Origin of the sequence: Streptomyces sp. UNOC14_S4, from assembly GCF_020740835.1 — a bacterium.
GTDB lineage: Bacteria > Actinomycetota > Actinomycetes > Streptomycetales > Streptomycetaceae > Streptomyces.
Map to the genome: position 1 here is coordinate 1 of NZ_JAINFC010000004.1, position 24,313 is coordinate 24,313.

The window sequence follows — 24,313 nt, forward strand, 5'->3', positions numbered from 1 at the left end:
GTCCAGGGCCGAGGGGGCGGGCACGCCCTCGGGGTCGGGGATCACCGCATGGTCCCGCATGCGGACGCCGACGATACGGTGCCTGACGATGCCCTCGGGGTCGTGGAGGCCCACGGTGACCACGCGGTCGACGGTGCCGTCCGGGTTGGTGACGTCGGCGAGCGGGGGCATCGGCCGGTACGCGGTGACGCGGCCGGAGGCGAGGACGGACCCGAACGTACCGTGGCCGCGCAGCGCCTCGACGGCCCGCGCGAACTCCTCGGCACCGGGCACGGGCCGGAACCGCACGAAGCGCGCCCGCGCGCCCGCCAGGTCGTCGAGTCGGCCGGTGACCTCCAGGGAGCGGTAGGCGTCCGGGTCGTGGACCAGGGCCCGGAAGGGGGAGCCGGGGGACGGCTCCTTCTCCAGGACCTGGAAGTCGGCGACGCCAAGCCGGGGGCCGGTGAGGTGTTCGCGGACGGCCGGCAGGCCGGTGAGGTCCCCGGCGAGGGACGCTGCCGCCCCTCTCCCGCCGTGGAAAGGTTCGATCTCGACGGTGACCGGATCTGGCACGGATGTCCCCCTTGAGCCGCCACCACGGGAGTGGTGAGCCCAGGGTGCACGGGGCCGGTCGGGCGGGACACCGCCCGGCGAGGGGCGCAGTGGGTATGTACGGGGCGCATCACGGCACAGGCCACCGGGTGTTCGGCCTTTCACGCGGGAGCTGCGATCCATGTGACCGGGGAGTCCTGGGCGGCTGTCCGGCAAGTCCCCGTCCGTTCGTGGCTTGTTCACGCTGTTTCCACGGAGGTGTGTGGGAGGAACTTCCGCCGGGCGGTTACCATCACGGCATGGTCACCGCCCGGTCGCCTTTCGGCATACGACGCGTCGCCCGTGCTCGCGGGTCCGTGTCGCGTCTGCTGTGGCTGGGGGCCCTTCTGTTCGCGTTGTTCTCCACGCACGGGCTCGGCATGGAAAGCGGTTCGGGACATGTCACCGCGAGCATGATGGTGTCATCCTCGGCTACGGCCGCGGCCGCGACGTCCGACGGCGACAGGGCCGAGGCCCCGCATGATGCCGACGCCTCCGGGTCGCATCCCGAGCAGGGCGACGACGCCCATCCCGGTGGCGAGTGTCTGTCCGGCAAGCCGCAGGACGATCCGCTGGTCGATGAGCCGACCGCTGTGGGGCACAGCGTCCTGACGGCGGATGTCGGGCAGTTCCCGGCCGCGCCGTGCTCGGCCGCCGCCACGGTGAACGCCCGTGCCACGGAGTATCCGCACCAGGCAGCGAATCTGCGGATCTAGAAACCGGCCGGTCTCCCCCGCCGGCCGCCGATACCCCCTGGTTCCGAGGGCACTTGCCCGCGTCTTCGCGCGCGTCCGTACCTCCGTAGCCTCCGTACCTCCGCGCGTCGGTACCTCCGCGCCTCCGTGCCGTACGCGCCTTCCCGGGGATTCTCGACGGCTTGTCTCTCCCGCCCGTTTCCGGTGACCGCTGCCGCGTGGCAGCCGAGCGGAGTTCGCCTTGCCGTCCTTCCTTGACCACCGCCCGTCCGGCCGGCTCGCCCACTGGAGCCTGTGGAGCGTCGTCCTCGTCCTGGGCGCCCTGCTCCTGCCGGTCCTGGGCTGCGCAGGGCATCCGGCCCCTGTCGCGTCCCCCGGTGCCGGCTCACCCATCGCGGCCGTGTCTTCGCAGATGCAGGACCTGCCGCAGGCCCCGCATCCCTGCCATGAGCGGAAGAGCGAGGCAGGTGCCAGTACCGCCCGCCCTTCCGCCCGTCACGTTCCGCAGGGACCGGGCCCGGAGCCGGTCCCGCGGACCGCGGCCGTGCGCCACCCGCGGGGTGACGTACAGCCCACCGGTGCGCGCATATCCGAGCCCAGGGCCGTGCTCTCCGTCAGCTGTCGGTGGCGTTTGTAGGAGCTCGCCTCCCCACGAGCCTCACATGCGCCAATCACCGACAGGAGTGACAGAGATGAACTCGTCGATCACCGACGACCACGCGATACCCGGCCGGTCCTCTCTCACAGGACTCACAGGGCTGGTCGGCAACACCCCCGTGCTGCGCGTCAGCGAACCGCTCACGCCCTCCGGCCGCGGCTTCTGGGCCAAGCTGGAGGGCTTCAACCCCGGCGGGATCAAGGACCGGCCCGGCCTGCACATGGTGGAACGGGCCCGTGCCCGGGGCGACCTGCGTCCCGGTGGCCGGATCGTCGAATCGACCAGCGGAACCCTCGGCCTGGGCCTGGCCCTCGCCGGCATGGTCTACGGACACCCCGTCACCCTGGTCACCGACCCCGGCCTCGAACCGTCGATGAACCGGCTGCTGGCCGCCTACGGCGCCCGGGTCGACATCGTCACCGACGCCCACCCCACGGGCGGGTGGCAGCAGGCCCGGCGCGACCGCGTGACCGAACTCCTCGCGCACCACGCGGACTCCTGGTGCCCGGACCAGTACGGCAACCCGGACAACATCACCGCGTACACCCCGCTCGCCCTCGAACTCGCCGCCCAGCTGGGCCACATCGACGTCCTGGTGTGCAGCGTCGGCACCGGAGGCCATTCCGCGGGCGTCTCGCGCGTCCTGCGCCAGCTCCACCCGCGGCTGCGGGTCGTGGGCGTGGACACCATCGGTTCGACGATCTTCGGCCAGCCCGCCCGCCCCCGTCTGATGCGCGGTCTCGGTTCGAGCATCCACCCCCGCAACGTGGCGTATGAAACGTTCGACGAGGTGCACTGGGTGGCCCCTGCCGAAGCGGTGTGGGCCTGCCGTCTGCTCGCGTCCTCCCACTACGCGACCGGCGGCTGGAGCGTCGGCGCGGTCGCGCTCGTCGCCGGCTGGCTGGCCCGTACGCTTCCGGCCGCCACCAGGATCGCGGCGGTCTTCCCCGACGGGCCGCAGCGCTACCTCGGCACGGTCTACGACGACGAGTACTGCGCGGCCCACGGCCTGCTGGAATCGCCTCCTGCCCAGGAGCCGGACGAGATCGCCCGCCCCGACGACAAGGAGGTGACGCGCTGGACGCGGTGCACCGAGGTCGTCGACCCGCTGGCCCTCGACGCGGAGCGTGCGCAGCGCGAGGTGACCGGGTGAAGGCCGCGCTCGCGCAGGTCCGTTCGTACGAACGGAGTGTCCAGCTGTTGATGGTGAACCAGTTCACCATCAACCTCGGCTTCTACATGCTGATGCCCTATCTGGCCGCACACCTGTCCGGGACGCTCGGCCTTGCGGGCTGGACGGTCGGGCTCGTCCTGGGCATACGCAACTTCAGCCAGCAGGGCATGTTCCTGGTCGGTGGCGCGCTCGCCGACCGCTTCGGCTACAAGCCTCTGATCGTCGCCGGGTGCGTCCTGCGCACCGTCGGCTTCGCCGCTCTCGGGCTCGTGGACTCGCTGCCCGCGCTCCTGGCCGCGTCCGCCGCGACGGGGCTGGCAGGAGCGCTGTTCAATCCGGCGGTGCGGGCCTACCTGGCCGCCGACGCGGGAGAGCGCCGGGTGGAGGCGTTCGCGCTCTTCAACGTCTTCTACCAGGCCGGTATCCTCACCGGTCCTCTGGTGGGCATGGTGCTCACCGGCGTGGACTTCCGTGTCACCTGCCTGGTGGCGGCCGGGATCTTCGCGCTGCTGAGCGCCGTGCAGATACGGGCGTTGCCCGCCCGCCGGGCCGAAGCCGCGGACGGGCACGGCCCGGACGGGCACGGCGCCGCGGGCGGGAACGGCGCGGACCGGCCCGAGCGGCGGCCGCGGGAACAGTGGCGCGGCATCGTGGCCAACCGGCCGTTCCTGCTCTTCTCCGCCGCCATGATCGGTTCGTATGTGCTGTCCTTCCAGGTCTATCTCGCCCTGCCTCTGGAGGTGCGGCGCCTGGGCGGTGACGGGAACTTCGGCACCGTGGCCGTGGCGGGGCTCTTCGCCGTCTCCGGGCTGGGCACCATCGTCCTGCAGACCAGGGTCACCGCTTGGTGCAAGGCCCGCATGGAACCGGGCCGGGCTCTCGGGCTGGGGCTGCTGACGATGGCGGTGGCGTTCGTCCCGCTGCTCGTCGCGACAGCCGTTCCGGTGCCGGGCGGTGGGATCGGGCTGTGGCTGCTGGCGGCCGTGCCGCCGACGCTGTCCGCGCTGCTGCTGGCCCTGGGCACGATGATCGCGTACCCCTTCGAGATGGACACCATCGTCCGGCTCTCCGGCAACCGCCTCGTCGCCACCCACTACGGCCTCTACAACACCATCTGCGGCATCGGTATCACCCTCGGCAACCTCCTCACAGGCGCAGCCCTCGACGCCTCCCGCGCCGCCGGGCTGTCCGCCCTGCCCTGGCTCGCCCTGCTCATGCTCGGGCTGGCCTGCGCGGCGGCTCTGTACGGGCTACACCGCACCGGCCGGCTCACCGCCGCGCCCGGGCCCCGTCCCGTCACCGCGTAGTCCATCGCGTCGCACGGCCGAGGGGCAGGCAGCCGCAAAGCCGCTGCCCCTCGGCCCGCCGCGCCCCCGCTCGCGCCGTTCTCCGGCGGACAGCGGCCCTGGTCGCGTGCGGCACGAGGCTTCTCGTCGTCGCGCGACCCCCTACGACCGTGACGGCCAGACCAGTGCCTGGGCGACGATGACGTTCTCACCGTTGAAGGTGGCGGCGGGGCCTTCATGCAGTTCGTAGCCAAGAGCAAGCGCTTCGCTCACACGCCGGCAGAACGTGGCGTTGTCCGGTCCGGTCAGGACTCGATAGACGGGCAGTCCGTCTGGTGGTGTGCTCATGGGGAGAAGGATTCCAGACGCACTCACTGACCGAGTCGGCGGGATCGGTGGGCCGAAGCCCATCGTTCTCAAGATCGTAAGCCGAACGGGTGGGCTCGCCCCGCAGGCAGGGGCACTGATCCAGCACGGCTGGGCGGAAGATGCCCGCGTCCTCCCGGAGCCGCCCTGCGAGCCGGCCGTGGTGGACAACCGTTGGGCCCTGCTGCCGCTGTCCGCCGACGCCAAGTTGCAGGGTGTCATGCTCATTCGCTCCTCCCTTTTGCCGGCACCCAGGCGGCGCGTGCGGGGCCGCTGTGCGGCGGGCGTGGCGACCGCGCATGCCGGGGGCGATGTGTCAGCCGCCCGGCACCATCCAGTCCAGGACCGGCGTGGACTGGAGCAGGGCGACGAGGCAGAGCACGACGAGCAGGCCGAGGCTCCAGCCGATGACCTTGCGGAGGATCTCCCCTTCGCGGCCGGAAAGGCCCAGCGCGCCGGCCGCGATGACGAGGTTCTGCATGGCGGCGGCCTTGCCCAGGACGCCCGCGCTGCTGTTCGTGGCTGCCATCAGCAGCGGGGAGAGTCCCGAGTGCCGGGCGGCGGAGACCTGCATGGCCCCGAAGAGCGCGTTGGAGGAGGTGTCCGAACCGGTCAGCGCCACACCGAACCAGCCGAGGAAACCGGAGAGCAGCGCGAACGCGCTCCCGATCCCGGCCAGCCAGGTGCCCAGGGAGACGGCCATCCCGGAGAGGTTCATGACGTAGGAGAGGGCGAGGACGCAGGCGATGGTGAGGGCCGCCGGGCGCAGTTGCCGCAGTGCCTGCCCGTAGCAGCGCACGGCCTGCCGGAGCGGCACGCGCAGCAGCCACGATGTCAGGACGCCGGTCGTCAGCAGCAGGGTGCCCGCCGCGCCGAGCCAGCCGAAGTCGAAGTCGGCGATGGACACCGGGCGGCCCGAGGCGCCGGCCACGTGCAGCCCGGGCCAGGCGAACCTCGTGTCGAAGGACCGGACGAACCGTTCGACGGGCCCGTGCAGCGACACGAGCGCGAAGAGCACGGTGAGGATGGCGTAAGGGGAGAAGGCCCGCACGGCCTCGGACCGCCCGTCCGGCCGCCATGCGGGGCCGGTGACCGTTCCGGCCACCGCTTCCGCGGCAGGAGCGGGTGCGGGTGCGGGCACGAGCGGCGCGCCCGCCGCGACAGCGGGCCCGCCCAAGGCGTTCACGGTGGCAGTCGGCACGGCAGAAGCGCTCACCCCGCCCCCTCCTTCGCCCTCGGCCGCCGTCCGGCGCCGTGGCGTCCACACGCGCAGGAGCAGCACGAGCGCGACGGTGGAGGCCACGGCGGCCCCGACGTCCGTGAGCTGGTAGACGAGGTAGTTCGCGCACAGGAACTGACCGGCGCCGAATCCCGCCCCTGCCACGGCCGCGGCGGGCCACACCTCGCGCAGCCCCCGCCGCCCGTCCAGCATCAGCAGCAGGGCGAAGGGGACGAGGAAGGCGACGACCGGGGACTGCCGCCCGACCATGGCCCCGAGGTCGTGGGTGGAGTAGGAGGTGACTTTGGCCAGTGCCTGGATGGGGTTGCCGACCGAACCGAAGGCCGCGGGCGCGGTGTTGGCGAAGGTGGCGACCGCGGCGGCCTTGAGCGGTTCGAGTCCGAGCGCGAGCAGCAGCAGCGAGGTGATCGCTATGGGGGTGCCGAAGCCCGAGAGCGACTCGATCATGGCGCCGAAGCAGTAGGCGATCAGGAGTGCCTGGACGCGGGTGTCGTCCGACAGGGAGGAGAAGACCTTCCCGATGGTGTCGAAGTGCCCGGACGCGCGCTGGAGTTTGTTGATCCATACGGCGTTGAGCACGATCCAGACGATGGGGAACAGTCCGAAGGCCGCCCCTTCGGCCGCGCCGTCCGCCACTTGGAGCACGGGCATGCGGTAGCAGGCGATGGCGACGAGGGCGGCGGTCGCGAGGCCGCCGAGGGCCGCGGTGTGGGACTTGGTCCGCACGACCCCGAGGAGGAACAGGAGGACCAGCAGGGGCAGGGCGGCGAGCAGCGCGGTGAGGGCGGGGTGCCCCAGCGGATCGGTCACCTGACGGTACACGGATGCGTCTCGCTTTCTCCGGCCGGTGGGGACCGGGAGGCCAAGCGCTCCATCCGTCCGCGACAGGACACGGCAGATCCCGCACCGGGCACGGCGAAGGCCATGCCGGACACGGCGAGGGGCTGTGCAGAAGCGGAACAGGCGGACGAGGCGGACCAGGCGGGCAAGGACACGCGACTTCCGCTATACGGAACTTCGCTCCCGAGTGCCGTCAGCATGGAGGCCCTCCCCCGCGCCGTCAAGGGGTCCGGTGCCGTGCCGTGTCACGGTCCGGCGCCCGGCGACGGGCGAGCACGTCGCCGAGCGTCTTCGCGGCGGCGGCGACCAGGGCGCCGAACGCCGAGCGTGACGCGTCGGTCATCCGGCTGGTCGGCACATTGACGCTGACGCTCGCCACGGGCAGGCCGTCACGGTCGGCGCCCCCGACGACGGCGGCCGCGACGGCGGAGACGTCCGCGCGCCATTCGCCCCGGTTGGCCGCGTAGCCCCGGGCCCGGATGCCGGCGAGTTCGGTACGCAGCCGCCCCGGGTCGGTGATGGTGGTGCCGGTGAAGCCGGGCAGCCCTTCGGCGATGTACCGCTCGACGACCTCGTCGGGGCTCGCGGCGAGCACGGCCTTGCCGTTCGAGGACGCGTGCAGGGGGAGGATCTGCCCCAGCGGCAGCACGATGCGCACCGGCTGCGCGGTCTCCAGCCGTTCTATCAGCACGACCTTGCCGCCCTCCGGCACCGCCAGATGGACCGTCTCGTCGGTGCGCCGGCGCAGCTCCTCCATCACCGGCACGGCGGCGTCGCGCAGCCCGAGTTCACCGGCGGCGCGGCGGCCCACGTGGAGCGCCTTGGTGGTGACGGCCCAGCGGGTGGGGGTGTCCCCGGCGGGCTGGATCCACTCGGCGGTGTGCAGGGTGACCAGGGCGCGTTGCACGGAGCTCTTGGGAAGTCCCATGGCACGCGCGAGGTCCGTGACGCCGACCGGCTGCCGGTCGGCGACCTCCTCCAGGACCCGAAGGGCGTTGAGAACGTTCTGCACGCATTGACTCCCTCCGCGAACAGAGCCTACGCTCCAGCGTGCCACCTCACGATACGCCGTGCCGTGAAACGGCACAAGGGTCAAGGGAGTTGATCGCATGACCTCCCGCACCGGACGCCATTTCCTCCAGATCCCCGGCCCCACCAACGTCCCCGACCGCGTGCTGCGCGCCATGTCCGCCCCGACGATCGACCACCGGGGACCGGAGTTCGCCGAGCTGACGCTCCGTCTGCTCGGCGCCCTCAAGCCGGTGTTCGACACCGAGGGGCCGGTCGTGATCTACCCGTCCTCCGGTACCGGCGCCTGGGAGGCCGCCCTGGTCAACACCCTCAGCCCGGGCGACCGCGTGCTCTGCTTCGAGACGGGGCACTTCGCCACGCTCTGGCAGCGCATGGCGCGGGACCTGGGGCTCCGGGTCACCCTCGTCCCGGGCGACTGGCGGCACGGCGTGGACCCCCACGACGTGCGCCGCGAACTCGACGCGGACCCGGGCGGGTCGATCAAGGCCGTATGCGTCGTGCACAACGAGACCTCGACGGGCGTCACCAGCCCGGTCCCGGAGGTCCGCCGGGCCATGGACGCCGCCGGGCACCCGGCCCTGCTGCTCGTGGATGTGATCTCCTCGCTCGGCTCGATCGACTACCACCACGACGCGTGGGGGGTCGACGTCACCGTGGCCGGCTCGCAGAAGGGTCTGATGCTGCCCCCGGGGCTGGGCTTCAACGCCCTCGGCGCCAAGGCCCTCGCGGCCTCCCGCACCGCCCGGCTGCCGAAGTCCTTCTGGCACTGGGGGCCGGTCGTCGAGGCCAACCGGCACGGCTTCTTCCCGTACACCCCGGCCACCAATCTGCTCCTCGGCCTGGACGAGGCCCTGCGCATGCTCGCCGAGGAAGGGCTCCCCCAGGTCTTCGCCCGGCACACCCGGCACGCCGCCGCCACCCGTGCCGCCGTGCGCGGCTGGGGACTCGACGTGCTGTGCGCCGACGAACGCGCGTACTCGTCCTCGCTCACGGGCGTCCTCCTGCCCGACGGACACGACGCCGACCGGGTCCGCCGGATCGTCCTGGACCGGTTCGACATGTCCCTTGGGGCGGGCCTGGGCAGGCTCGCGGGCCGGGTCCTGCGCATCGGCCACCTCGGACACCTCGGCGACCTCACGCTCGCCGGCACCCTCGCCGGTGTGAAGCTGGGCCTGACGCTCGCGGGCGTGCCCGTACGACCGGGCGGCCTGGACGCGGCCCTGGAACTGCTGCGCGCCCCGTGACCGGCGCCACCGCCCGCTTCCCCCCTCGTCTTCGCCCCCGGCATCAGGGAGACACGGACATGACGGCAACCGACCCGGGCGCTGACGCCCCTCAGGACTCCCCCGCCCCCGACCTGGCCGAACGCCTGCGGCGCGACCTCGGTGGCGAGGTCCGCTTCGACTCCTACACCCGCCATCTGTACGCGCGCGACGCGAGCATGTACGCGATCACCCCGCTGGGCGTGGCCTTCCCCCGCGACGCCGACGACGTCCAAGCGGCGGTCGCCGCCGCGGCCGAGCACGGCGTCTCCGTACTGCCGCGCGGCGCGGGGACCAGCCTCGCCGGCCAGACCGTGGGCCCCGGCCTCGTGCTGGACCTGTCCCGTCACATGGACCGCGTCGTCGCGCTCGACCCCGAGGCGCGTACGGCGGTGGTCGAGCCCGGGGTCGTGCAGGACCGGCTCAACCGGGCGGCGGCGGTGCACGGCCTGATGTTCGGCCCCGACACCTCCACCAGCAACCGGGCCACCATCGGCGGCATGGTCGGCAACAACTCGGCGGGCAGCGGATCGCTGCGGTACGGCATGACCATCGACCACGTACGGGCGCTCGACGTCGTGTTCTCCGACGCGACGCGGGCGCGGCTCGCGCCGGTCACCGAGGCCGAGCGCGCGCGCCGCGCCGCCCTGCCGACGCTGGAGGGCCGCGTCCACCGCACGCTGCCGGGCATCGTGCGCGCCAACGCGACGGCCATCGCCGAGGACTACCCCGCCCACTGGCGCCGTGCCGGGGGCTACCGCCTCGACCGCCTCGCGGCCGAGGGCGCCCCCTTCGACCCGGCGAAGTTCGTCGTCGGCTCCGAGGGCACCCTCGTCGTCGCCACCCTGGCCGAGGTCGGCCTGGTGCCCAGGCCCGCCCGTACCGTCCACGCCGTGGGGCACTTCGCCTCCGTCGCGCAGGCGGTGGCGGCCACCGAGGACGCCCTCTCCTGCGGCCCGGCCACCGTGGAGCTGCTGGACCGCACCATCCTCGAACTGTCCCGCCGCAAGCCCGCGTACGCCGCGCTCGGCAGCCGGCTCCACGGCGATCCCGGCGCGCTGCTCCTCGTCGGGTTCACCGGGGACGACGAGCGGGAACTGCTGGGGCGCCTGTCCACGCTCGGCGCGCTGTGGGACCGCCACGGCCACGGCTACCACACGCTGCACGCCGTCACCCCCGACCAGCAGTCCGCCCTGCTCACGGTGCGCAAGGCCGGTCTGGGGCTGCTGATGGCCGCGGGCGAGGGCACACGGCGTCCGCTGGCGTTCGTCGAGGACACCGCCGTCGACCCCGCCCACCTCGCCGAGTACACTCGGCGCTTCCAGGCTGTCCTCGACCGGCACGGGCTGACGGCCGGGTTCTACGGGCACTGCTCGGTCGGCTGCCTGCACATCCGCCCCTTCGTCGACCTCCGCGACCCCGGGCAGGTGCGCGCGATGCGGGCCGTCGCCGAGAAGGTCAAGGACCTCGTGACCGAGTACGGCGGCGTCAACTCCAGCGAGCACGGCGACGGTCTGGCACGCAGCGAGTTCAACCGGGAGCTCTTCGGGCCCCGGCTGTACGAGGCCATGCGCGAGGTCAAGCGCCTCTTCGACCCCGACGGCCGGCTGAACCCCGGCAAGATCGTGGACGCCCCGCCCATGACCGACCACCTGCGCGACCGGGACCTCGCCCCCGCGGTCCCGCTGCGCACCCGGCTGGACTTCGAGGTGGTCGGCGGCATGCGCGCGGCGGCCGACCGGTGCATGAACATCGGCCAGTGCCGCAAGAGCGCCACGGGCACCATGTGCCCGTCCTACATGGCCACCCGTGACGAGCAGGACTCCACGCGCGGCCGGGCGGGTGCCCTGGTCAAGGCGCTCTCCGAGCCGGACCCTCGGCGCGCCCTGGGCGACGAGCGCCTGCACGCGATCCTCGACCCGTGCCTGATGTGCAAGGCGTGCAAGAGCGAGTGCCCTCTCGGGGTGGACATGGCGGCGCTCAAGGCCGAGGCCCTCTCCCACCACCACGACCTGCACGGCGTCCCCGCCCGGTCCCGCGTCTTCGCCTCGGTCCGCGCGCTGAACCGGCTGGGGTCGGCGACCGCGCCGCTCTCGAATCTCCCCGGTCGCCTCCGCCCGGTGCGGCTGCTCATGGACCGTTTCCTGGGCATCACCGCGGCCCGGCCCCTGCCGGTCTTCGCCCGCGAGGACCTCGTGCGGTGGTTCCGCCGACGCGTGCCCGGGGCGCCGTCCGAGCCTCGTGGCACCGTGACGTTCCTCGCGGACTCCTTCACCACCTTCACGGAACCGGGCGTCGGCCGCGCGGCCGTGGAACTGCTGGAGCTGTGCGGCTGGCGGGTCCGGCTGGAGAGCGGTGGCTGCTGCGGCAGGGCCGCCCTGTCCAAGGGCCTGGTGGACGACGCCAAGGCCAGGAGTCTCGCCCTCGCCCGGTCCATCGCGCGCGCAGGCGAGCCCGGTTCACCGGTCGTCGGCTGCGAGCCCTCGTGCCTGATGACGCTGCGGGACGAGTTCCGGTCCCTGCACCCGGGCGACCCCGTGGTCGAGGACCTCGCCGGGCGGGTGCGCCAGATCGAGGAACTGCTCACGGAGGCCGTGGACGAGGGGCGGCTGCGGTTGCGCGAGGACTCCTGGCCGGCCGGGCGCAGGCTCCTCTTCCACGGCCACTGCCACCAGAAGGCGGAGGTCGGCACACAGGCCACGGTCGAGCTGCTGCGGCGCCTCCCCGGTGCCGAGGTCGTCGAGCTGGACGCCGGCTGCTGCGGCATGGCCGGGTCGTTCGGCTTCGAGTCCGAGCACTACGACCTGTCCATGACCGTGGGCGACGACCGCCTGTTCCCCGCGATCCGCGCCGAGGCCGACGAGACCGTGCTCGTCGCGACCGGCGTCTCCTGCCGCCAGCAGATCCGCCACGGAACGGGACGCAGGGCCTGGCACCCCGTCGAGCTCATCCGCGAGGCGCTGCGGCCGGGTCCCGCCGCCGACCGGACCGGCCTCAGCCCCGCGCACCCATAGCGCCGAGCAACAGCGGCAGCGAGCGGTGCAGTTCACGCTGCCAGTACGGCCATTCGTGCGTGCCGTGGCCGTAGAAGTCGGTGACCAGACGGTGGTTGCCGAGCGCGTGCAGCCGGTCGGCCACATGACGGCTCTCGGCCAGGAAGAGGGTCTCGTACGCGCTGGTCGCGCCCGGCGGATCGAACGGGCCCGCGGTGCCGTCCCCGCAGGACAGGAAGACCGGCAGCCGCCGCAACGCCCCGGCCAGCACGTACGGATCGTGCTCCGCCCAGATCCTCCGGTCGGCCACCGGATCGCCCCACAGCGCGTACGGGTCGGCGCCCTGGCCGCGCACGATGGCCAGCACGTTGGCCGGACCGCCCTGCTGGTAGAGCGGATCGGCGACCCCGCTGTAGGAGGCGGCGGCGCGGAACATGCCCGGGTGCCGGGCGGCGTAGGACAGTGCCCCGAAACCGCCCATCGACAGCCCGGCGACCGCCCGGCCGGGCCCCGCGCCGTAGGAACGCTCCAGCAGCCGCCGCAGCTCGGTGAGATGGAAGGTCTCCCAGCGCGGCGCGCCGCGGGCTCCGTGGTTCCGCCAGTCGCTGTAGAAGCCGGCCGTGCCCCCTTCGGGCATCACCACCAGCACCCGGCGCAGCTCCGGGATGCCCGCCAGGTCGGTGTTCGCGGTCCAGCTGGTGTAGTCGTCGCAGCATCCGTGCAGCAGCCACAGTACGGGCCAGCTGCGGTGCGGCCGGGACCGCCAGCCGTCGGGGGTGAGCAGCCGGACCCCGGCGGTGCGGCCGAGCGCGGGAGAGGAGACGGTCAGATCGAGCTGCCGTGCGGTGACCCGCCGCTCGGCCACCACCCGGGCCGCATCGCCCTGGGCCCGCGCGGGCACGGCGGACAGTGCGAGTACGGCGATGACGCCCAGCAGCGGCAGTGCTGGAAGCAGTCGTCTCATCGTCGGCATCCGCCCCCCGACCCGAAGCCCACCGGTTCTCCGCCACTCGACGGATGATGGTAGTACCGGTCGCCGCGCTCCGGCGTGACTTCGGTCAGCCGGCACGCCCGGCTCCCCGCCTCCCGGTGTCCGAGTCCGGGTGGTCCGAGTCGGCTTCGACCGTCGGCAGCGGGAGTGGCAACCGCTCGCCGAGCCTCCGTCCAGGAGTGTGGTGGCGGTGCGCGGCGTGTGAGGAGCCACGCGCACCTGCGGTGCGCAACCGCACCACCGGCCCGAGCCCGCAGACAATCACCAAGCTGGCTGGATATCGTCATTGGTGGCCGGTAATCGCCGGTGCGACGGGGACTCCCGGGGTACGGCGCCGACGCTCCGGGACACCGCCCGGGGCTCGCCGTACCCGCCTGCAGGAGTTCGACGGAGAGGTGCCATGTCCCTTGCGAGGAGCGGGAAGCGGACCACGGGCTCCCCCACGGCCCGAGCCACCGACCGGAGCGGGGGATTCCGTGCGGACGTTCTCGGCTGCTTCGCCCAGGACGCGTCCGGCCTGCCGTCCCCCGACCGGCTGCTGGCGGTGTTACGTGAAGCGGGCATCCTGCCCGACGACCCCCGGATCGCCGGAACCATCGCCCACCTGGAGCGAACCCGGCCCACGCGGCCGACGACCGGTCCGTTGCTGCTGACCGAGGAGGAGTTCGCCACCGCGATCCGGCACAACCGGGGCATCATCGAGCGGGCTGCCTGCGGGGAGCTCGCGGTTCCCGACTTCCCCTCGCTGGTGGGCGACCTCCGACGCATCCATCAGGAGGTCCGTGCCGACCGGAGCGGCACCGCCGCCACGTACATCCCCCAGCTCGCGCGGGTGGACGCGGACCAGTTCGCGATCTCGGTCTGCACGGTGGACGGACAGCGCTTCTCCGTCGGCGACGCGGAGGTGAACTTCTGCCTGCAGTCGGTTTCCAAGCCCGTCAATTACTGCCTCACCCTGGAGGAACACGGCCCCGACACCGTCCACCGGCATGTGGGAAGGGAACCCAGCGGCCAGGTCTTCAACGAACTGACCTTCAACAAAGCGGGCCTGCCGCACAACCCGATGATAAACGCCGGTGCCATCATGAGCTGCGCGCTCATCCAACGCGGCCTCGACGCCGCGGACCGTTTCGACTTCGTGGCCGGTACCTGGAAACGACTCGCCGGCGGGCGCGGCGTGGGGTTCAACAACTCCGTCTACCTGTCCGAGCGCAGCACCGCGGACCGTAATTTCGCGCTCGGCTACTCGATGCGGGAACGCGGCGCCTTCCCGCCCGGCACCGATCTGCTGGCGACCCTGGAGTTCTATTTCCAGTGCTGTTCCATCGAGGTCACCGCACGGCAACTGGCCATTGCGGCGGCTTCTTTGGCGAACGGCGGCGTGTGCCCCCTGACGGAGGACCCGGTGTTCTCCGCCCAGACGGTGCGCCATTGTCTGTCGCTGATGTCCTCGTGCGGGATGTACGACTTCTCCGGCGAGTTCGCCTTCACCATCGGGTTGCCTGCCAAGAGCGGGGTTTCCGGCGCCCTGATGCTGGTCGTCCCCCAGTTGATGGGCATCGCCATCTGGTCACCCCGTCTGGACGGCCATGGGAATTCGGTACGGGGGATCGAGGTCTGCCGACGTCTGGTCGACTGTTACAACGTGCACACCTACGATGTGCTCACGGGCACCGGAGCCGAGACCGGCAAACGCGACCCCCGCCTCAAGCGCCACCAGAGTGCCACCGAAGGCATTGTGGGCCTGTGTTTCGCCGCCAGCAGGGGCGACCTCAACGAGATCCGCCGCCTGGCCGCCTGCAACGTCCCCCTCGACGCCGCCGATTACGACGGACGTACCGCCCTGCACCTGGCCGCGGCCGAGGGGCACCGCAGCACCGTGGAATTCCTCCTGTCCAGAGGAGTCGCCCCGCATCCGGTGGACCGCTGGGGCGGGACGCCTCTGGACGACGCCCGCCGGTCCGGACACCAGGAACTGGCCCGGCTGCTGGCCGAGGCCGGCGAGACGGCGGATTCCCCGGCATCCCCGGCGCCCCCGGCACACTGTCACCGGACCCCTTTCAGCCTGAGTTCCCGTAGGTCACGGGGGAGTCGACGCCGGTGATGACAGCGCATGAGGTCGAACGCCAGGCGAGAGCGAAGCGGGCAAGGCGGGGCGAAAGGTCCCTGTCCGGGTGGCCGCACGGCCCCGGAACCGGCATCGGACGCGGGACCAACGGTCCGGAAGCGGGCACCGCTCGGCCGCCGCCCGCGGACAGCCCGACGCGGCATGCTGGGCGGCAACCGATACGGAGGTTCCCGTGTACGACCGCAGGCAGCGCCAACCCGGCCACTCCCCCTCACTCACGGCCGGGCGGGCGGCACACACGGCACCTCCCGTCGGTCACCGGCCGGTCCGCCCGGGGCATCCGTATTCCCGGGCGGCCGGTCGCGGCCGGTGGCAGCGATGAGCACCCCTCGTCCGGTGCGCGGCGCGCGGCACGACGTGACGGACCGGCCGTGCATCGTCATCTGGGAGTCCACCCGGGCCTGCCCGCTCGCCTGCCGCCACTGCCGGGCCGCAGCGGTCCCCGACCGGGACCCTCGTGAACTCGGCACCGACGCCGCCAAGGAACTGCTCGACCAGGTCGCCGCGTTCGGCCGCCCCGCGCCCCTGTTCGTGATCACCGGCGGCGACCCCTTCCTGCGGCCCGACCTCCTGGAACTGATCGCCTACGGCACCCTCTCCGGGCTGCGCGTGGCTGTCGCCCCCTCCGGCACGCCCACGCTCACGCCCGGGAACCTGCGCGCCCTGCACGACGCGGGGGCGGTCGGGCTCTCGCTGAGCCTGGACGGGTCCACCGAGTCGCTGCACGACAGTTTCCGGGGCGTGCCCGGCGTGTACCGCTGGACGCTGGACGCCTGGGACACGGCCCGCCGGCTGGGGCTCAAGGTGCAGATCAACACCACGGTCACCCGCCACAACCTGCTCGACCTCCCGAACCTCGTCGCCCTGGTGCGCGAGCACGGGGCGACGGTGTGGAGCGCCTTCTTCCTGGTGCCCACCGGACGCGGCCGACTGCTGGACCGGCTCACGCCCGGCGAGGCCGAGGACGTCCTGAACTTCGTCCACGACGTGGGGGCGGCGGTGCCCGCCAAGGCCGCCGAGGCGCACCACTTCCGCCGCGTCGCCCTGCAGCGCGTGGTGCTGGCGGCCAGGAACGAGGACCACGTCGCGGCACTGGGGCTCGGCCCCCTGTACGAGCGGCTGCGCGAGCGTGCCGCCGAACTCGGACTGGACGTCGCGGCGCGGCGCACTCGGCGTCCCCCGCTGGACATCGACGCGGGCCGGGGATTCGCCTTCGTCTCCCACACCGGCTCGGTGCACCCGAGCGGCTTCCTGCCCCTCGCCGCGGGCAACGTGCGCGCCCGGGCGCTGACCGAGATCTACCGCACCTCCGCCCTGTTCACGGGTCTGCGCGACCCCGACCGGCTCGGCGGCCGGTGCGGCCGGTGCGAATTCCGCACGGTCTGCGGGGGTTCGCGCTCGCGCGCCTACAGCGCGACCGGTGACCCGTACGCCCAGGAGCCCTGGTGCGGATACCGTCCGGGCTCCTTCCCCCACCAGCGGGAAGTGGCACAGCTGCTGCTCGCCGCGAGGTGAGCGGAGACCACGCGCCATGACGCTCTGAACGCTGGTGCGCTTCGTGTGGTGCCGGCGGCAGCCGCCGCCCACGGCCAGGCGTACTCCCGCGGCCGGACGGGGATCGCCCGGGCGCTCGTGGTCGCCTCCCTGCCCGGCTCCCTGGGAGTGGTCCTCCTCGCCACCGGCCTGCCGGGCACCTGACGCACCTGACGCCCCGTCATCGACACCCTGACACCCGACCCCGACCGGCCAGGAGGCCCTCGTGCAATCAGTAGTCATCATCGGCGGCGGCGTCAGCGGCCTGACCGCGGCGTGGCACCTCAGGTCCGAGGCCGAGGTCACCGTCGTGGAGGCCGGCCCGCGGCCGGGCGGCATCCTGCGCTCCGGCACCGTCGCGGGCGTCCCCGTCGACGACGGCGCGGAGGCGATGCTTGCCCTGCGCCCGGAGGCGGTGGACCTCGCGAAGGCCGTCGGGCTCGGCGACGACCTCGTCACGCCCACGCGAGCCCCCGTCACCATGTGGACGCGGGGCACTCTGCGCGCCCTGCCCGCGGGCCACGTCATGGGGATACCCACGGACCTCGCGGCGCTGCGGGACACCGGCCTGCTGTCGCCCGAGGGCCTGGCCCGGCTCGCGCGCGAGGAAGAGCTTCCCGCCGCGCCCCTGGACGGCGACACGAGCGTCGGGGCGTATCTCACGGACCGGCTCGGCTGGGAGGCGGTGGACCGGCTCGTCGAGCCGTTGCTCGGCGGGGTCTACGCGGGGCGGGCGGACCGGATCTCGCTGCGCGCCGCACTGCCCGGGGTCGCGGACATCGCCGCCCGGGGCGGTTCACTGCTCGCCGCCCTGCGATCCCGTAAGCCGTCCGGGGCAGGGGCGCCGCCCGCCGTGATGCAGGGGCTGCGCGGCGGACTGGCACGCCTGCCCCACGCCCTGGCCGACACCTGCGGGGTGCGGGTGCTCACCGGGACCCGGGTGCGGGAACTGCGCCGCACCGCCACCGGCTGGCAGGTGGCCCTCTCCGGCTCCTCCCGCCGCGGGCTGGAGGCCGACGCCGTGATCCTGGCCGCCCCGGCCTACGCCGCCGCCCCGCTGCTGCGGCCGCACGCGCCCGCGGCGGCCCGCGAGCTGAGCGCGATCGAGCACGCGAGCATGGCACTGGTGACCCTGGCCTTCGAGCGCGCGCAGCTGCCGGGGGTGCCCCGAGGCAACGGATTCCTCGTCCCGCCCGTCGAGGGCAAGGCCGTCAAGGCCGCCACCTTCCTCACCAACAAGTGGCAGTGGCTCGCCGAGGCCGCCCCCGGGACGTTCATCCTGCGCGCCTCCGTCGGGCGGCTGGGCGAGGAGTCCCTGCTCGGCCGGGAGGACGGCGAGCTGGCGGCCGTCTGCCTCGCGGAACTGTCGGAGATCCTGGGTCCCTTGGGCCGGCCGCTCGACTTCCATGTCTCACGGTGGGCGCGGGGGCTGCCGCAGTACTCCGTGGGACATCTCGACAGGGTGCGCACGATCCGCGACGCCGTGGCCGGGCTGCCCGGTCTGGAGGTGTGCGGGGCCGCGTACGAGGGCGTGGGCATCGCCGCCTGTGTCGCCGGGGCGCGCGACGCCGCCCTGCGCACGCTGGGGCGGACCGCCGGGAGCGGCCTGTGAACGCGCGGACCGCTGTCACGCGGCGCGCGAAGACCCGCCGGTACGCGCTGACCGGCCTCGCCGCCGCCACCGCCCTGGGGCTGGCGGCGGGTGCCGGCTGGTACCTGGGCGCGCCCGCCGGGAGGTCCGGGGCCGCGGAACGGCCCGCCACCGCACCCGCGCACACCTCGGGCGAGGGCGGCACCGTCATCCCCTACGGCACGGCCGACGCCGGGCACACGCTGTCCGTCTGGCTCGACCCGCGCTGTCCGTACTGCGCCGTTGTCGAGAAGGGGCTCGGAAGGACCTTCGGGGAACTCGCCGACAGGAAGGTGTTCAGGATCGAGTACCACTTCGCGACCTTCCTGGACGGCGCCCTCGGCGGCAAGGGCTCGAAGCGCGCCCTCAACGCGCTCGGCGCGGCGGCGGACGAGAGCCCCGGGAAGTTCATGGCGTACGCCGAAGCCCTGTTCACCCACCAGCCGGACGACGAGAAGGACGACAAGTTCGGCTCGACCGCGACCCTGCTGGACCTGGCCGACCGGATCGACGGGCTGCGCACGCCCGCCTTCAACAAGGCGGTCAAGGAACTCACGTACATGCCGTGGGTGGAGAAGGTGTCATCGGCCTTCTACACGAGCGGTGAGAAGGGCACCCCCGTCGTCAAGCTCGACGGCCGGCCCCTGAACGTGCTCTCCGGCGACGGCACTTCCTCCGTGACGCCCGCCGAGTTCACGGAGCTGGTCGGCAGAGCCGCGTCGTGAGCGATCGTCGCGCGTACGCGTACGGCCCGCGGGTGGTGAACCCGCGGGCCGTACGCGCAGCCGTGCGCTCCTGTCACATGACGACCGCGCCGAGGACCATGAAGCCGGACACCGCGACGAGCAGGATGCCCATCAGCGGCCCCATGAAGCGCAGGTACCGGTCGTAGCGCACCTTGGACAGGGCCAGGCCGCCCATCACGACCGCGGATGTCGGGGTGACGAGGTTGACCCACCCGGAGGCCGACTGGTACGCGGTGACGACCAGGGAACGGCTCACTCCGGCGAAGTCGGCGAGCGGGGCGAGGATCGGCATGGCCAGGGCCGCGTGCCCCGAGGAGGAGGGGACCAGGAAAGCCAGCGGCATGTTCACCAGGAACATCAGCACGGCGAAGAAGCCCGACGAGGTGCCCGAGACCACGCCGTGCAGCGCGTCGAGGATGGAGTCGGTGACGCTGGCGTTGTTCATGATGACGGTGACACCGCGCGCCAGCATGATGATGAGGGCCGCGCCGATGAAGTCCCCGGCACCCGCGACGATCGCGTTCGCGGTGCCCTTCTCGCCGAGCCCGGCGATGAGGCCGACGGCGACGGCGGCCACGATGAACAGGGCGGCGAGCTCGGGGAAGTACCAGCCCAGGGTGGGCAGGAAGGTGACGTGGAGGTCCGCCCAGGGGATCACCGCGAAGATCATGAAGAGGAACGTGGCCGCGAAGACCGCGAGCACGAGCCGCTGCCGCGCCGGGAGGCGGCCCTCGGCGCCGCCCGCCGCCTTGAGTTCCTCGTCCTCGGGTAGGGGTGCGACCAGGGAGCGCGTCGGGTCCCCGAGCACGCGGTTGGCATAGCGCACGAGGTACACCGCGGCCACGGCGGTCAGGACGGCCCACATCAGCAGGCGCAGCACGATGCCGTCCCCGGTGCCGATGCCGGCGCTGTCGGACGCGACGCCGGTGGCGAAGGGGTTCACGGTGGAGGCGAGTGTGCCCACTCCGGCGCCGACCATGATGACGGTCGCGCCGACCATCCTGTCGTAGCCGAGTTTGAGCATGAGCGGCACCATCAGCCCGTAGAAGCCGAGCGTCTCCTCGGCCATGCCGTAGGTGGTGCCGCCGAGCGAGAAGAGGGCGAGCAGCACCACCAGCAGCAGGGTCCGGTGGCGGCGGAGCCGCTCGGCGAGCCGGGCGACCCCGCTGGTGAGGGCGCCGGTCCGCAGGGTGACGGTGATGAAGGCGCCGACGGCGAGGACGAACAGGAACACCCCCGCCGCGCCGAAGAACTGGCCGCTGCCGCCCGGCGCGGTGAGTCCGGAGTGCGCGTCGGTGACGCCGTACAGGCCGTTCACGGGCGAGAGGAAGAGGTCCTTGAGCCGGCTCCCGAAGCCCTGGGTCAGCGTCACGGAGTGGTAGGTGCCGGGGACCGGCGCGCCGTTCTTGGTGTCGTAGCGGCCCGGGGGGATGACGAAGGTCAGGCCCCAGACCACGACGGTGACCGCGGCCAGGACGGTGTAGGCGGAGGGGAAGCGGAGGCCGCGCCGTGGCGGGCCGGGTTCGGGTTCCCTGTCCGGGCCCGCGGGGACCGGTGCGGACGCGGTGGTGGTCACGGCCGGGCCTCCGCATCGTCGTTGCCGTCCTCGGGGTAGCGGCCGCTGGGGGTGACGAGGGTGCCCGCGGTGCCGTCGAGCATGGCCGCCGCGTCGGCCAGGGCCCCGATGGCGGCGAAACCGCCGGTGAGCTCCACGAACCGGCACACGGCCTCCACCTTGGGGCCCATGGACCCGGCCGGGAACCGCTCCGCGCGCAGCCGGGCGGGGGTCGTGCGGCCGATGGGTTCCGCGTCGGGGGTGCCGTAGCCGCGGACGACCCGGGGCACGTCGGTCAGCAGCAGCAGCGCGTCGGCGTCCAGCGCCTCCGCCAGCAGGGAGGCGGTGAGGTCCTTGTCGACCACGGCCTCGACCCCGGTCAGCCGCCCCTGCTCGTCGCGGATCACGGGGACGCCTCCGCCGCCGGCGCAGACGGCCACGGCTCCGGAGGTGAGCAGGAGGCGGATCAGCCGTGTCTCGACGACGCGCTGCGGGTCGGGGGACGGTACGACCCGGCGCCAGTGCGGGCCGTCGGCCTTCACCGTCCAGCCGCGTTCGGCGGCGAGGCGTTCGGCCTCCTCGCGCGCGTAGACGGGGCCGACGAACTTGGCGGGGTCGGCGAAGGCGGGGTCGGCGGCCGAGACGAGAGTCTGGTTGAGCAGGGCGCACACCTGGCGGCCGGGGAGGGCGTTCTGCAGGGACTGCAGCAGCCAGTAGCCGATCATGCCCTGGGTCTCGGCGCCGAGGACGTCGAAGGGGTAGGGGGAGGTGAGGGAGCGGTCGGCCGCGCTCTGGAGGGCGAGCAGGCCGACCTGGGGGCCGTTGCCGTGGGTGATGACGAGTTCGTGCTGCCCGGCCAGGGGGGCCAGGGCGGCCACGGCCGCCCTGACGTTGGCCTGCTGCACGGCCGCGTCCGGGCGGTCTCCCCTGCGGAGCAGGGCATTGCCGCCGAGGGCGACGACGACGCGCATGGTTCTCTCCTGTTGGACGATCAGTCGTGAAGGCTCGGTCGGGAAGGCTCAGTCGCCGAGGGTGGCGACGAGGACGGCCTTGATGGTGTGCACGCGGTTCTCGGCCTGGTCGAAGACGATGGAGTGCGAGGACTCGAAGACCTCGTCGGTGACTTCGAGGGCCTTCATGCCGGTGCGGGCCAGGACTTCGGCGCCCACGGTGGTCTCCGCGTCGTGGAAGGCGGGGAGGCAGTGCAGGAACTTCACCCGGGGGTTGCCGGTCGCGGCGAGCACCTTCGAGGTCACCTGGTAGGGCTTGAGCAGGGCGATGCGCTCGTCCCAGATCTCCTTGGGCTCGCCCATGGACACCCACACGTCGGTGTAGAGGAAGTCCGCTCCGGCGACGCCCTCTTCGAGGTCCTCGGTGAGGGTGATCCGGGCCCCGGTGTCCTCCGCGACGCGCTGGGCCTCCTTGACCACGTCGGGCGCGTTGCGCAGGCTCCCGGGGCCGACCATGCGGACGTCCATGCCGAACATGGCTCCCGCGACCAGCAGGGAGTTGCCGACGTTGTTGCGGGCGTCGCCGAGGTAGGCGAAGGAGACGTCGTGCAGGGGCTTGTCGGTGTGCTCCCACATGGTGAGGACGTCGGCCAGGGACTGGGTGGGGTGCCACTCGTCCGTCAGGCCGTTCCACACGGGCACGCCCGAGTAGTCGGCCAGTTGCTCCACGATGTCCTGGCTGCTGCCGCGGTACTCGATGCCGTCGTACATCCGGCCGAGGACGCGCGCGGTGTCCTTGATGGACTCCTTGTGCCCGATCTGCGAGCCCGCCGGCTCCAGGTAGGTGACGTGGGCACCCTGCTGGTGGGCCGCGGTCTCGAAGGCGCAGCGGGTGCGGGTGGAGGTCTTCTCGAAGATCAGGGCGATGTTCCTGCCCCGCAGCCGCTGCTGCTCGGTGCCCGCGTGGCGGGCGGTCTTCAGCCTGGCGGACAGGTCGAGCAGGAAGCGGAGTTCGGCCGGCGTGAAGTCGGTCTCCTTGAGGAAGCTGCGGTGGCGCAGGTTGAGAGCCATGTCGGTGTCTCCTTGGATCGGTGAGGGGCCGGGCGGTCAGACGGCTTCGCGCTCGATGGGGCAGCTCATGCAGCGCGGCCCGCCGCGGCCGCGGCCGAGTTCGCTGCCGCGGATGGTGATGACCTCGATGCCGTTCTTGCGCAGGTGGGTGTTGGAGGTGACGTTGCGCTCGTAGGCGACGACGACGCCGGGTTCCACGGCGAGGACGTTGCAGCCGTCGTCCCACTGCTCGCGCTCGGCGGAGTGGATGTCCTGGGTCGCCGTGTGCACGGTGACCGAGGACAGGCCGAGCGCGTCGGCGATGGCGTGGTGCATGTCCCGCGGGTCGTGGTCGGTGATGTTCAGCCTGGCGCCGTCCGTGCCGGGTTCGATCGTGCAGGAGGGCAGCATGCCCAGGCCGGCGTACTGGGTGAAGGTGTCGCCGCTGACCATGGTCAGCACGGTGTCGAGGTGCATGAAGCTGCGCTTCTTGGGCATTTCCAGGGCCACGACGCGCTGTGCCGAGCCCGCGGCGAACATCCGCAGGGCCAGTGCCTCGACGGCCTGCGGAGTGGTGCGTTCGCTCATGCCGACCAGGACCGCGCCGTTGCCGATGACCAGGACGTCGCCGCCCTCGATCGTGGACGGGTGGTCGGCCTGGCCGCCGGACCACAGGCGGTGTTCCTGCTTCTCGAAGAGCGGGTGGTACCGGTAGATCGCCTCGAAGTGCACGGTCTCGCGGCGGCGGGCGCGCTTCTTCATGGGGTTCACGCTCACGCCGTCGTACACCCAGCAGGAGGTGTCGCGGGTGAAGAGGTGGTTGGGCAGCGGGGCGAGGACGAAGTCGTCCGGCGCCAGGGTGTGCAGCCGTACGCTGCGGACGGCGCCGAGGCGCTGCACGGATTCGCGCTTGGTCATCCCGCCGATGAGGTGCGCCGCCATCTCGGCCGGTGCGAGGGTGCCGAAGGTGTCCCGCAGGCGGTCCGTCGCCAGCGGTCCGAAGTCCCGCTCGTCGAAGACGCGGTCGAGGACCAGGCCGCGTGCGGCGGGTACGGCCAGGGCCTCGGTGAGCAGGTCGGCCAGGTAGTGCACCTGCACGCCGCGGTCCCGCAGGGTGTCGGCGAACGCGTCGTGCTCCTCGCGGGCTCGCTTGACCCACAGCACGTCGTCGAAGAGGAGGTCGTCCTTGTTCGTGGGGGTCAGACGCTTCAGTTCCAGGTCGGGCCGGTGCAGGATCACCTGGCGCAGCCGGCCGGTCTCGGAATCGACGTGGAAGTTCATGGCTCTCCTGAAACGGGAGCGACGGGCGTCGGCTCCGGTGCGTCGGATGCGCTCGCCCTCCGGAAGTCCGGAATCCGCCTGTGAGGGCGCTTCCGGCTGTCACTTGAACCGTGTCACAGCCGCACCATGCGAACCGAGCGACAGACGGGCCCCAGTGGGGGCCTGCCCGGTACCCATCCGGGGGCCTGTTCAGCCATGCGGCCGGGTCTCACCGGCCCATTCCCCGGCCACCGGCAAGTGGAGCTGACGCTCCGTCATTTCGGGCGGCGCGCAGAGGCGCGCACCGCCTGCCCCGTCACCGGCCCGCGGTCCTGGGCCGATGGGCCCCCGCGT

19 protein-coding genes are annotated in these 24,313 nt (G+C 72.7%); 10 read left to right on the top strand and 9 right to left on the bottom strand.

Annotated features, from left to right (window positions below):
• A partial coding sequence (locus K6I34_RS00845) for a hypothetical protein (protein ID WP_229322033.1) occupies window positions 1-552 on the bottom strand: 552 nt, incomplete at its 3' end.
• 278 nt (window positions 553-830) lie between these two features.
• Here K6I34_RS00845 and K6I34_RS00850 point away from each other — a divergent pair.
• The 3 genes from K6I34_RS00850 (at window position 831) to K6I34_RS00860 (ending at window position 4,404) form a co-directional block, all read left to right on the top strand.
• Window positions 831-1,286, top strand: coding sequence for a hypothetical protein (locus K6I34_RS00850; protein WP_229322034.1), 456 nt, complete (start codon window positions 831-833; stop codon window positions 1,284-1,286).
• A 671-nt stretch (window positions 1,287-1,957) separates the two neighbouring features.
• On the top strand, window positions 1,958-3,076 hold the full coding sequence (locus K6I34_RS00855; RefSeq protein WP_229322035.1) for a PLP-dependent cysteine synthase family protein: 1,119 nt from the start codon (window positions 1,958-1,960) through the stop codon (window positions 3,074-3,076).
• Window positions 3,073-4,404, top strand: a complete 1,332-nt coding sequence (locus K6I34_RS00860) for an MFS transporter (protein WP_229322036.1) — start codon at window positions 3,073-3,075, stop codon at window positions 4,402-4,404. The genes K6I34_RS00855 and K6I34_RS00860 overlap by 4 nt, the downstream gene beginning before the upstream one ends.
• A 141-nt stretch (window positions 4,405-4,545) precedes the next feature.
• On the opposite strand, the gene K6I34_RS00865 is transcribed toward K6I34_RS00860, so the two are convergent.
• The 3 genes from K6I34_RS00865 to K6I34_RS00875 form a co-directional block, all read right to left on the bottom strand.
• Window positions 4,546-4,731, bottom strand: coding sequence for a DUF1737 domain-containing protein (locus tag K6I34_RS00865; protein ID WP_229322037.1), 186 nt, complete (start codon window positions 4,729-4,731; stop codon window positions 4,546-4,548).
• 334 nt (window positions 4,732-5,065) lie between these two features.
• Window positions 5,066-6,811, bottom strand: a complete 1,746-nt coding sequence (locus K6I34_RS00870; protein WP_229322038.1) for an L-lactate permease — start codon at window positions 6,809-6,811, stop codon at window positions 5,066-5,068.
• Between the two features lie 238 nt (window positions 6,812-7,049).
• Window positions 7,050-7,841, bottom strand: coding sequence for an IclR family transcriptional regulator (locus K6I34_RS00875; RefSeq protein ID WP_229322039.1), 792 nt, complete (start codon window positions 7,839-7,841; stop codon window positions 7,050-7,052).
• A 97-nt stretch (window positions 7,842-7,938) separates the two neighbouring features.
• Here K6I34_RS00875 and K6I34_RS00880 point away from each other — a divergent pair, with 97 nt between their 5' ends.
• Window positions 7,939-9,105: an alanine--glyoxylate aminotransferase family protein gene (locus tag K6I34_RS00880; protein WP_229322040.1), complete on the top strand. Its 1,167-nt coding sequence runs from the start codon at window positions 7,939-7,941 to the stop codon at window positions 9,103-9,105.
• A 59-nt stretch (window positions 9,106-9,164) separates the two neighbouring features.
• Window positions 9,165-12,137, top strand: a complete 2,973-nt coding sequence (locus tag K6I34_RS00885) for an FAD-binding and (Fe-S)-binding domain-containing protein (protein WP_229322041.1) — start codon at window positions 9,165-9,167, stop codon at window positions 12,135-12,137.
• Here the strand turns inward: K6I34_RS00885 and K6I34_RS00890 are convergent.
• Window positions 12,118-13,080, bottom strand: coding sequence for an alpha/beta hydrolase family protein (locus K6I34_RS00890; RefSeq protein WP_229322042.1), 963 nt, complete (start codon window positions 13,078-13,080; stop codon window positions 12,118-12,120). The two genes, K6I34_RS00885 and K6I34_RS00890, sit on opposite strands and share 20 nt — an antisense overlap.
• Window positions 13,081-13,507: 427 nt before the next feature.
• Between K6I34_RS00890 and glsA the strand changes: the two genes are divergently transcribed.
• The 5 genes from glsA (at window position 13,508) to K6I34_RS00910 (ending at window position 19,123) form a co-directional block, all read left to right on the top strand.
• A complete protein-coding gene (glsA, locus tag K6I34_RS00895) occupies window positions 13,508-15,211 on the top strand; it encodes a glutaminase A (RefSeq protein WP_229322043.1) in 1,704 nt (567 codons plus the stop codon).
• A 342-nt stretch (window positions 15,212-15,553) separates the two neighbouring features.
• Entirely contained in the window at window positions 15,554-16,750 is a 1,197-nt protein-coding gene (locus tag K6I34_RS00900) for a TIGR04053 family radical SAM/SPASM domain-containing protein (protein WP_229322044.1), read from the top strand.
• 48 nt (window positions 16,751-16,798) lie between these two features.
• Window positions 16,799-16,933: a hypothetical protein gene (locus K6I34_RS38155; RefSeq protein ID WP_275126942.1), complete on the top strand. Its 135-nt coding sequence runs from the start codon at window positions 16,799-16,801 to the stop codon at window positions 16,931-16,933.
• A 61-nt stretch (window positions 16,934-16,994) separates the two neighbouring features.
• Window positions 16,995-18,380: a protoporphyrinogen oxidase gene (gene hemG, locus K6I34_RS00905; RefSeq protein ID WP_229322045.1), complete on the top strand. Its 1,386-nt coding sequence runs from the start codon at window positions 16,995-16,997 to the stop codon at window positions 18,378-18,380.
• Complete coding sequence (locus K6I34_RS00910) at window positions 18,377-19,123, top strand: thioredoxin domain-containing protein (protein WP_229322046.1); 747 nt, start codon at window positions 18,377-18,379, stop codon at window positions 19,121-19,123. The genes hemG and K6I34_RS00910 overlap by 4 nt, the downstream gene beginning before the upstream one ends.
• A 73-nt stretch (window positions 19,124-19,196) precedes the next feature.
• Here the strand turns inward: K6I34_RS00910 and K6I34_RS00915 are convergent, their stop codons facing one another.
• Genes K6I34_RS00915 through K6I34_RS00930 form a run of 4 tightly spaced genes read right to left on the bottom strand, consistent with a single transcriptional unit; the run spans window position 19,197 to window position 23,980 of the window.
• Entirely contained in the window at window positions 19,197-20,720 is a 1,524-nt protein-coding gene (locus K6I34_RS00915; protein WP_374230763.1) for a YfcC family protein, read from the bottom strand.
• The gene (locus K6I34_RS00920) at window positions 20,717-21,670 is read right to left on the bottom strand and encodes a carbamate kinase (RefSeq protein ID WP_229322047.1); all 954 of its coding nucleotides are present in this window, start codon (window positions 21,668-21,670) and stop codon (window positions 20,717-20,719) included. The genes K6I34_RS00915 and K6I34_RS00920 overlap by 4 nt, the downstream gene beginning before the upstream one ends.
• A 48-nt stretch (window positions 21,671-21,718) precedes the next feature.
• A complete protein-coding gene (gene argF / locus K6I34_RS00925; RefSeq protein ID WP_229322048.1) occupies window positions 21,719-22,720 on the bottom strand; it encodes an ornithine carbamoyltransferase in 1,002 nt (333 codons plus the stop codon).
• A gap of 36 nt (window positions 22,721-22,756) precedes the next feature.
• Window positions 22,757-23,980: an arginine deiminase gene (locus K6I34_RS00930; RefSeq protein WP_229322049.1), complete on the bottom strand. Its 1,224-nt coding sequence runs from the start codon at window positions 23,978-23,980 to the stop codon at window positions 22,757-22,759.
• Between the last annotated feature and the right edge of the window lie 333 nt (window positions 23,981-24,313).

Excerpts from the sequence above, each read along its gene's own strand:
- K6I34_RS00880 (WP_229322040.1), top strand. The coding sequence starts at position 7,939 with ATGACCTCCCGCACCGGACGCCATTTCCTCCAGATCCCCGGCCCCACC.
- K6I34_RS00850 (WP_229322034.1), top strand. The coding sequence starts at position 831 with ATGGTCACCGCCCGGTCGCCTTTCGGCATACGACGCGTCGCCCGTGCT.
- K6I34_RS00865 (WP_229322037.1), bottom strand. The coding sequence starts at position 4,731 with ATGAGCACACCACCAGACGGACTGCCCGTCTATCGAGTCCTGACCGGA.
- glsA (WP_229322043.1), top strand. The coding sequence starts at position 13,508 with ATGTCCCTTGCGAGGAGCGGGAAGCGGACCACGGGCTCCCCCACGGCC.
- K6I34_RS00920 (WP_229322047.1), bottom strand. The coding sequence starts at position 21,670 with ATGCGCGTCGTCGTCGCCCTCGGCGGCAATGCCCTGCTCCGCAGGGGA.
- K6I34_RS00930 (WP_229322049.1), bottom strand. The coding sequence starts at position 23,980 with ATGAACTTCCACGTCGATTCCGAGACCGGCCGGCTGCGCCAGGTGATC.
- K6I34_RS00885 (WP_229322041.1), top strand. The coding sequence starts at position 9,165 with ATGACGGCAACCGACCCGGGCGCTGACGCCCCTCAGGACTCCCCCGCC.
- K6I34_RS00900 (WP_229322044.1), top strand. The coding sequence starts at position 15,554 with ATGAGCACCCCTCGTCCGGTGCGCGGCGCGCGGCACGACGTGACGGAC.
- argF (WP_229322048.1), bottom strand. The coding sequence starts at position 22,720 with ATGGCTCTCAACCTGCGCCACCGCAGCTTCCTCAAGGAGACCGACTTC.
- K6I34_RS00890 (WP_229322042.1), bottom strand. The coding sequence starts at position 13,080 with ATGAGACGACTGCTTCCAGCACTGCCGCTGCTGGGCGTCATCGCCGTA.
- K6I34_RS00855 (WP_229322035.1), top strand. The coding sequence starts at position 1,958 with ATGAACTCGTCGATCACCGACGACCACGCGATACCCGGCCGGTCCTCT.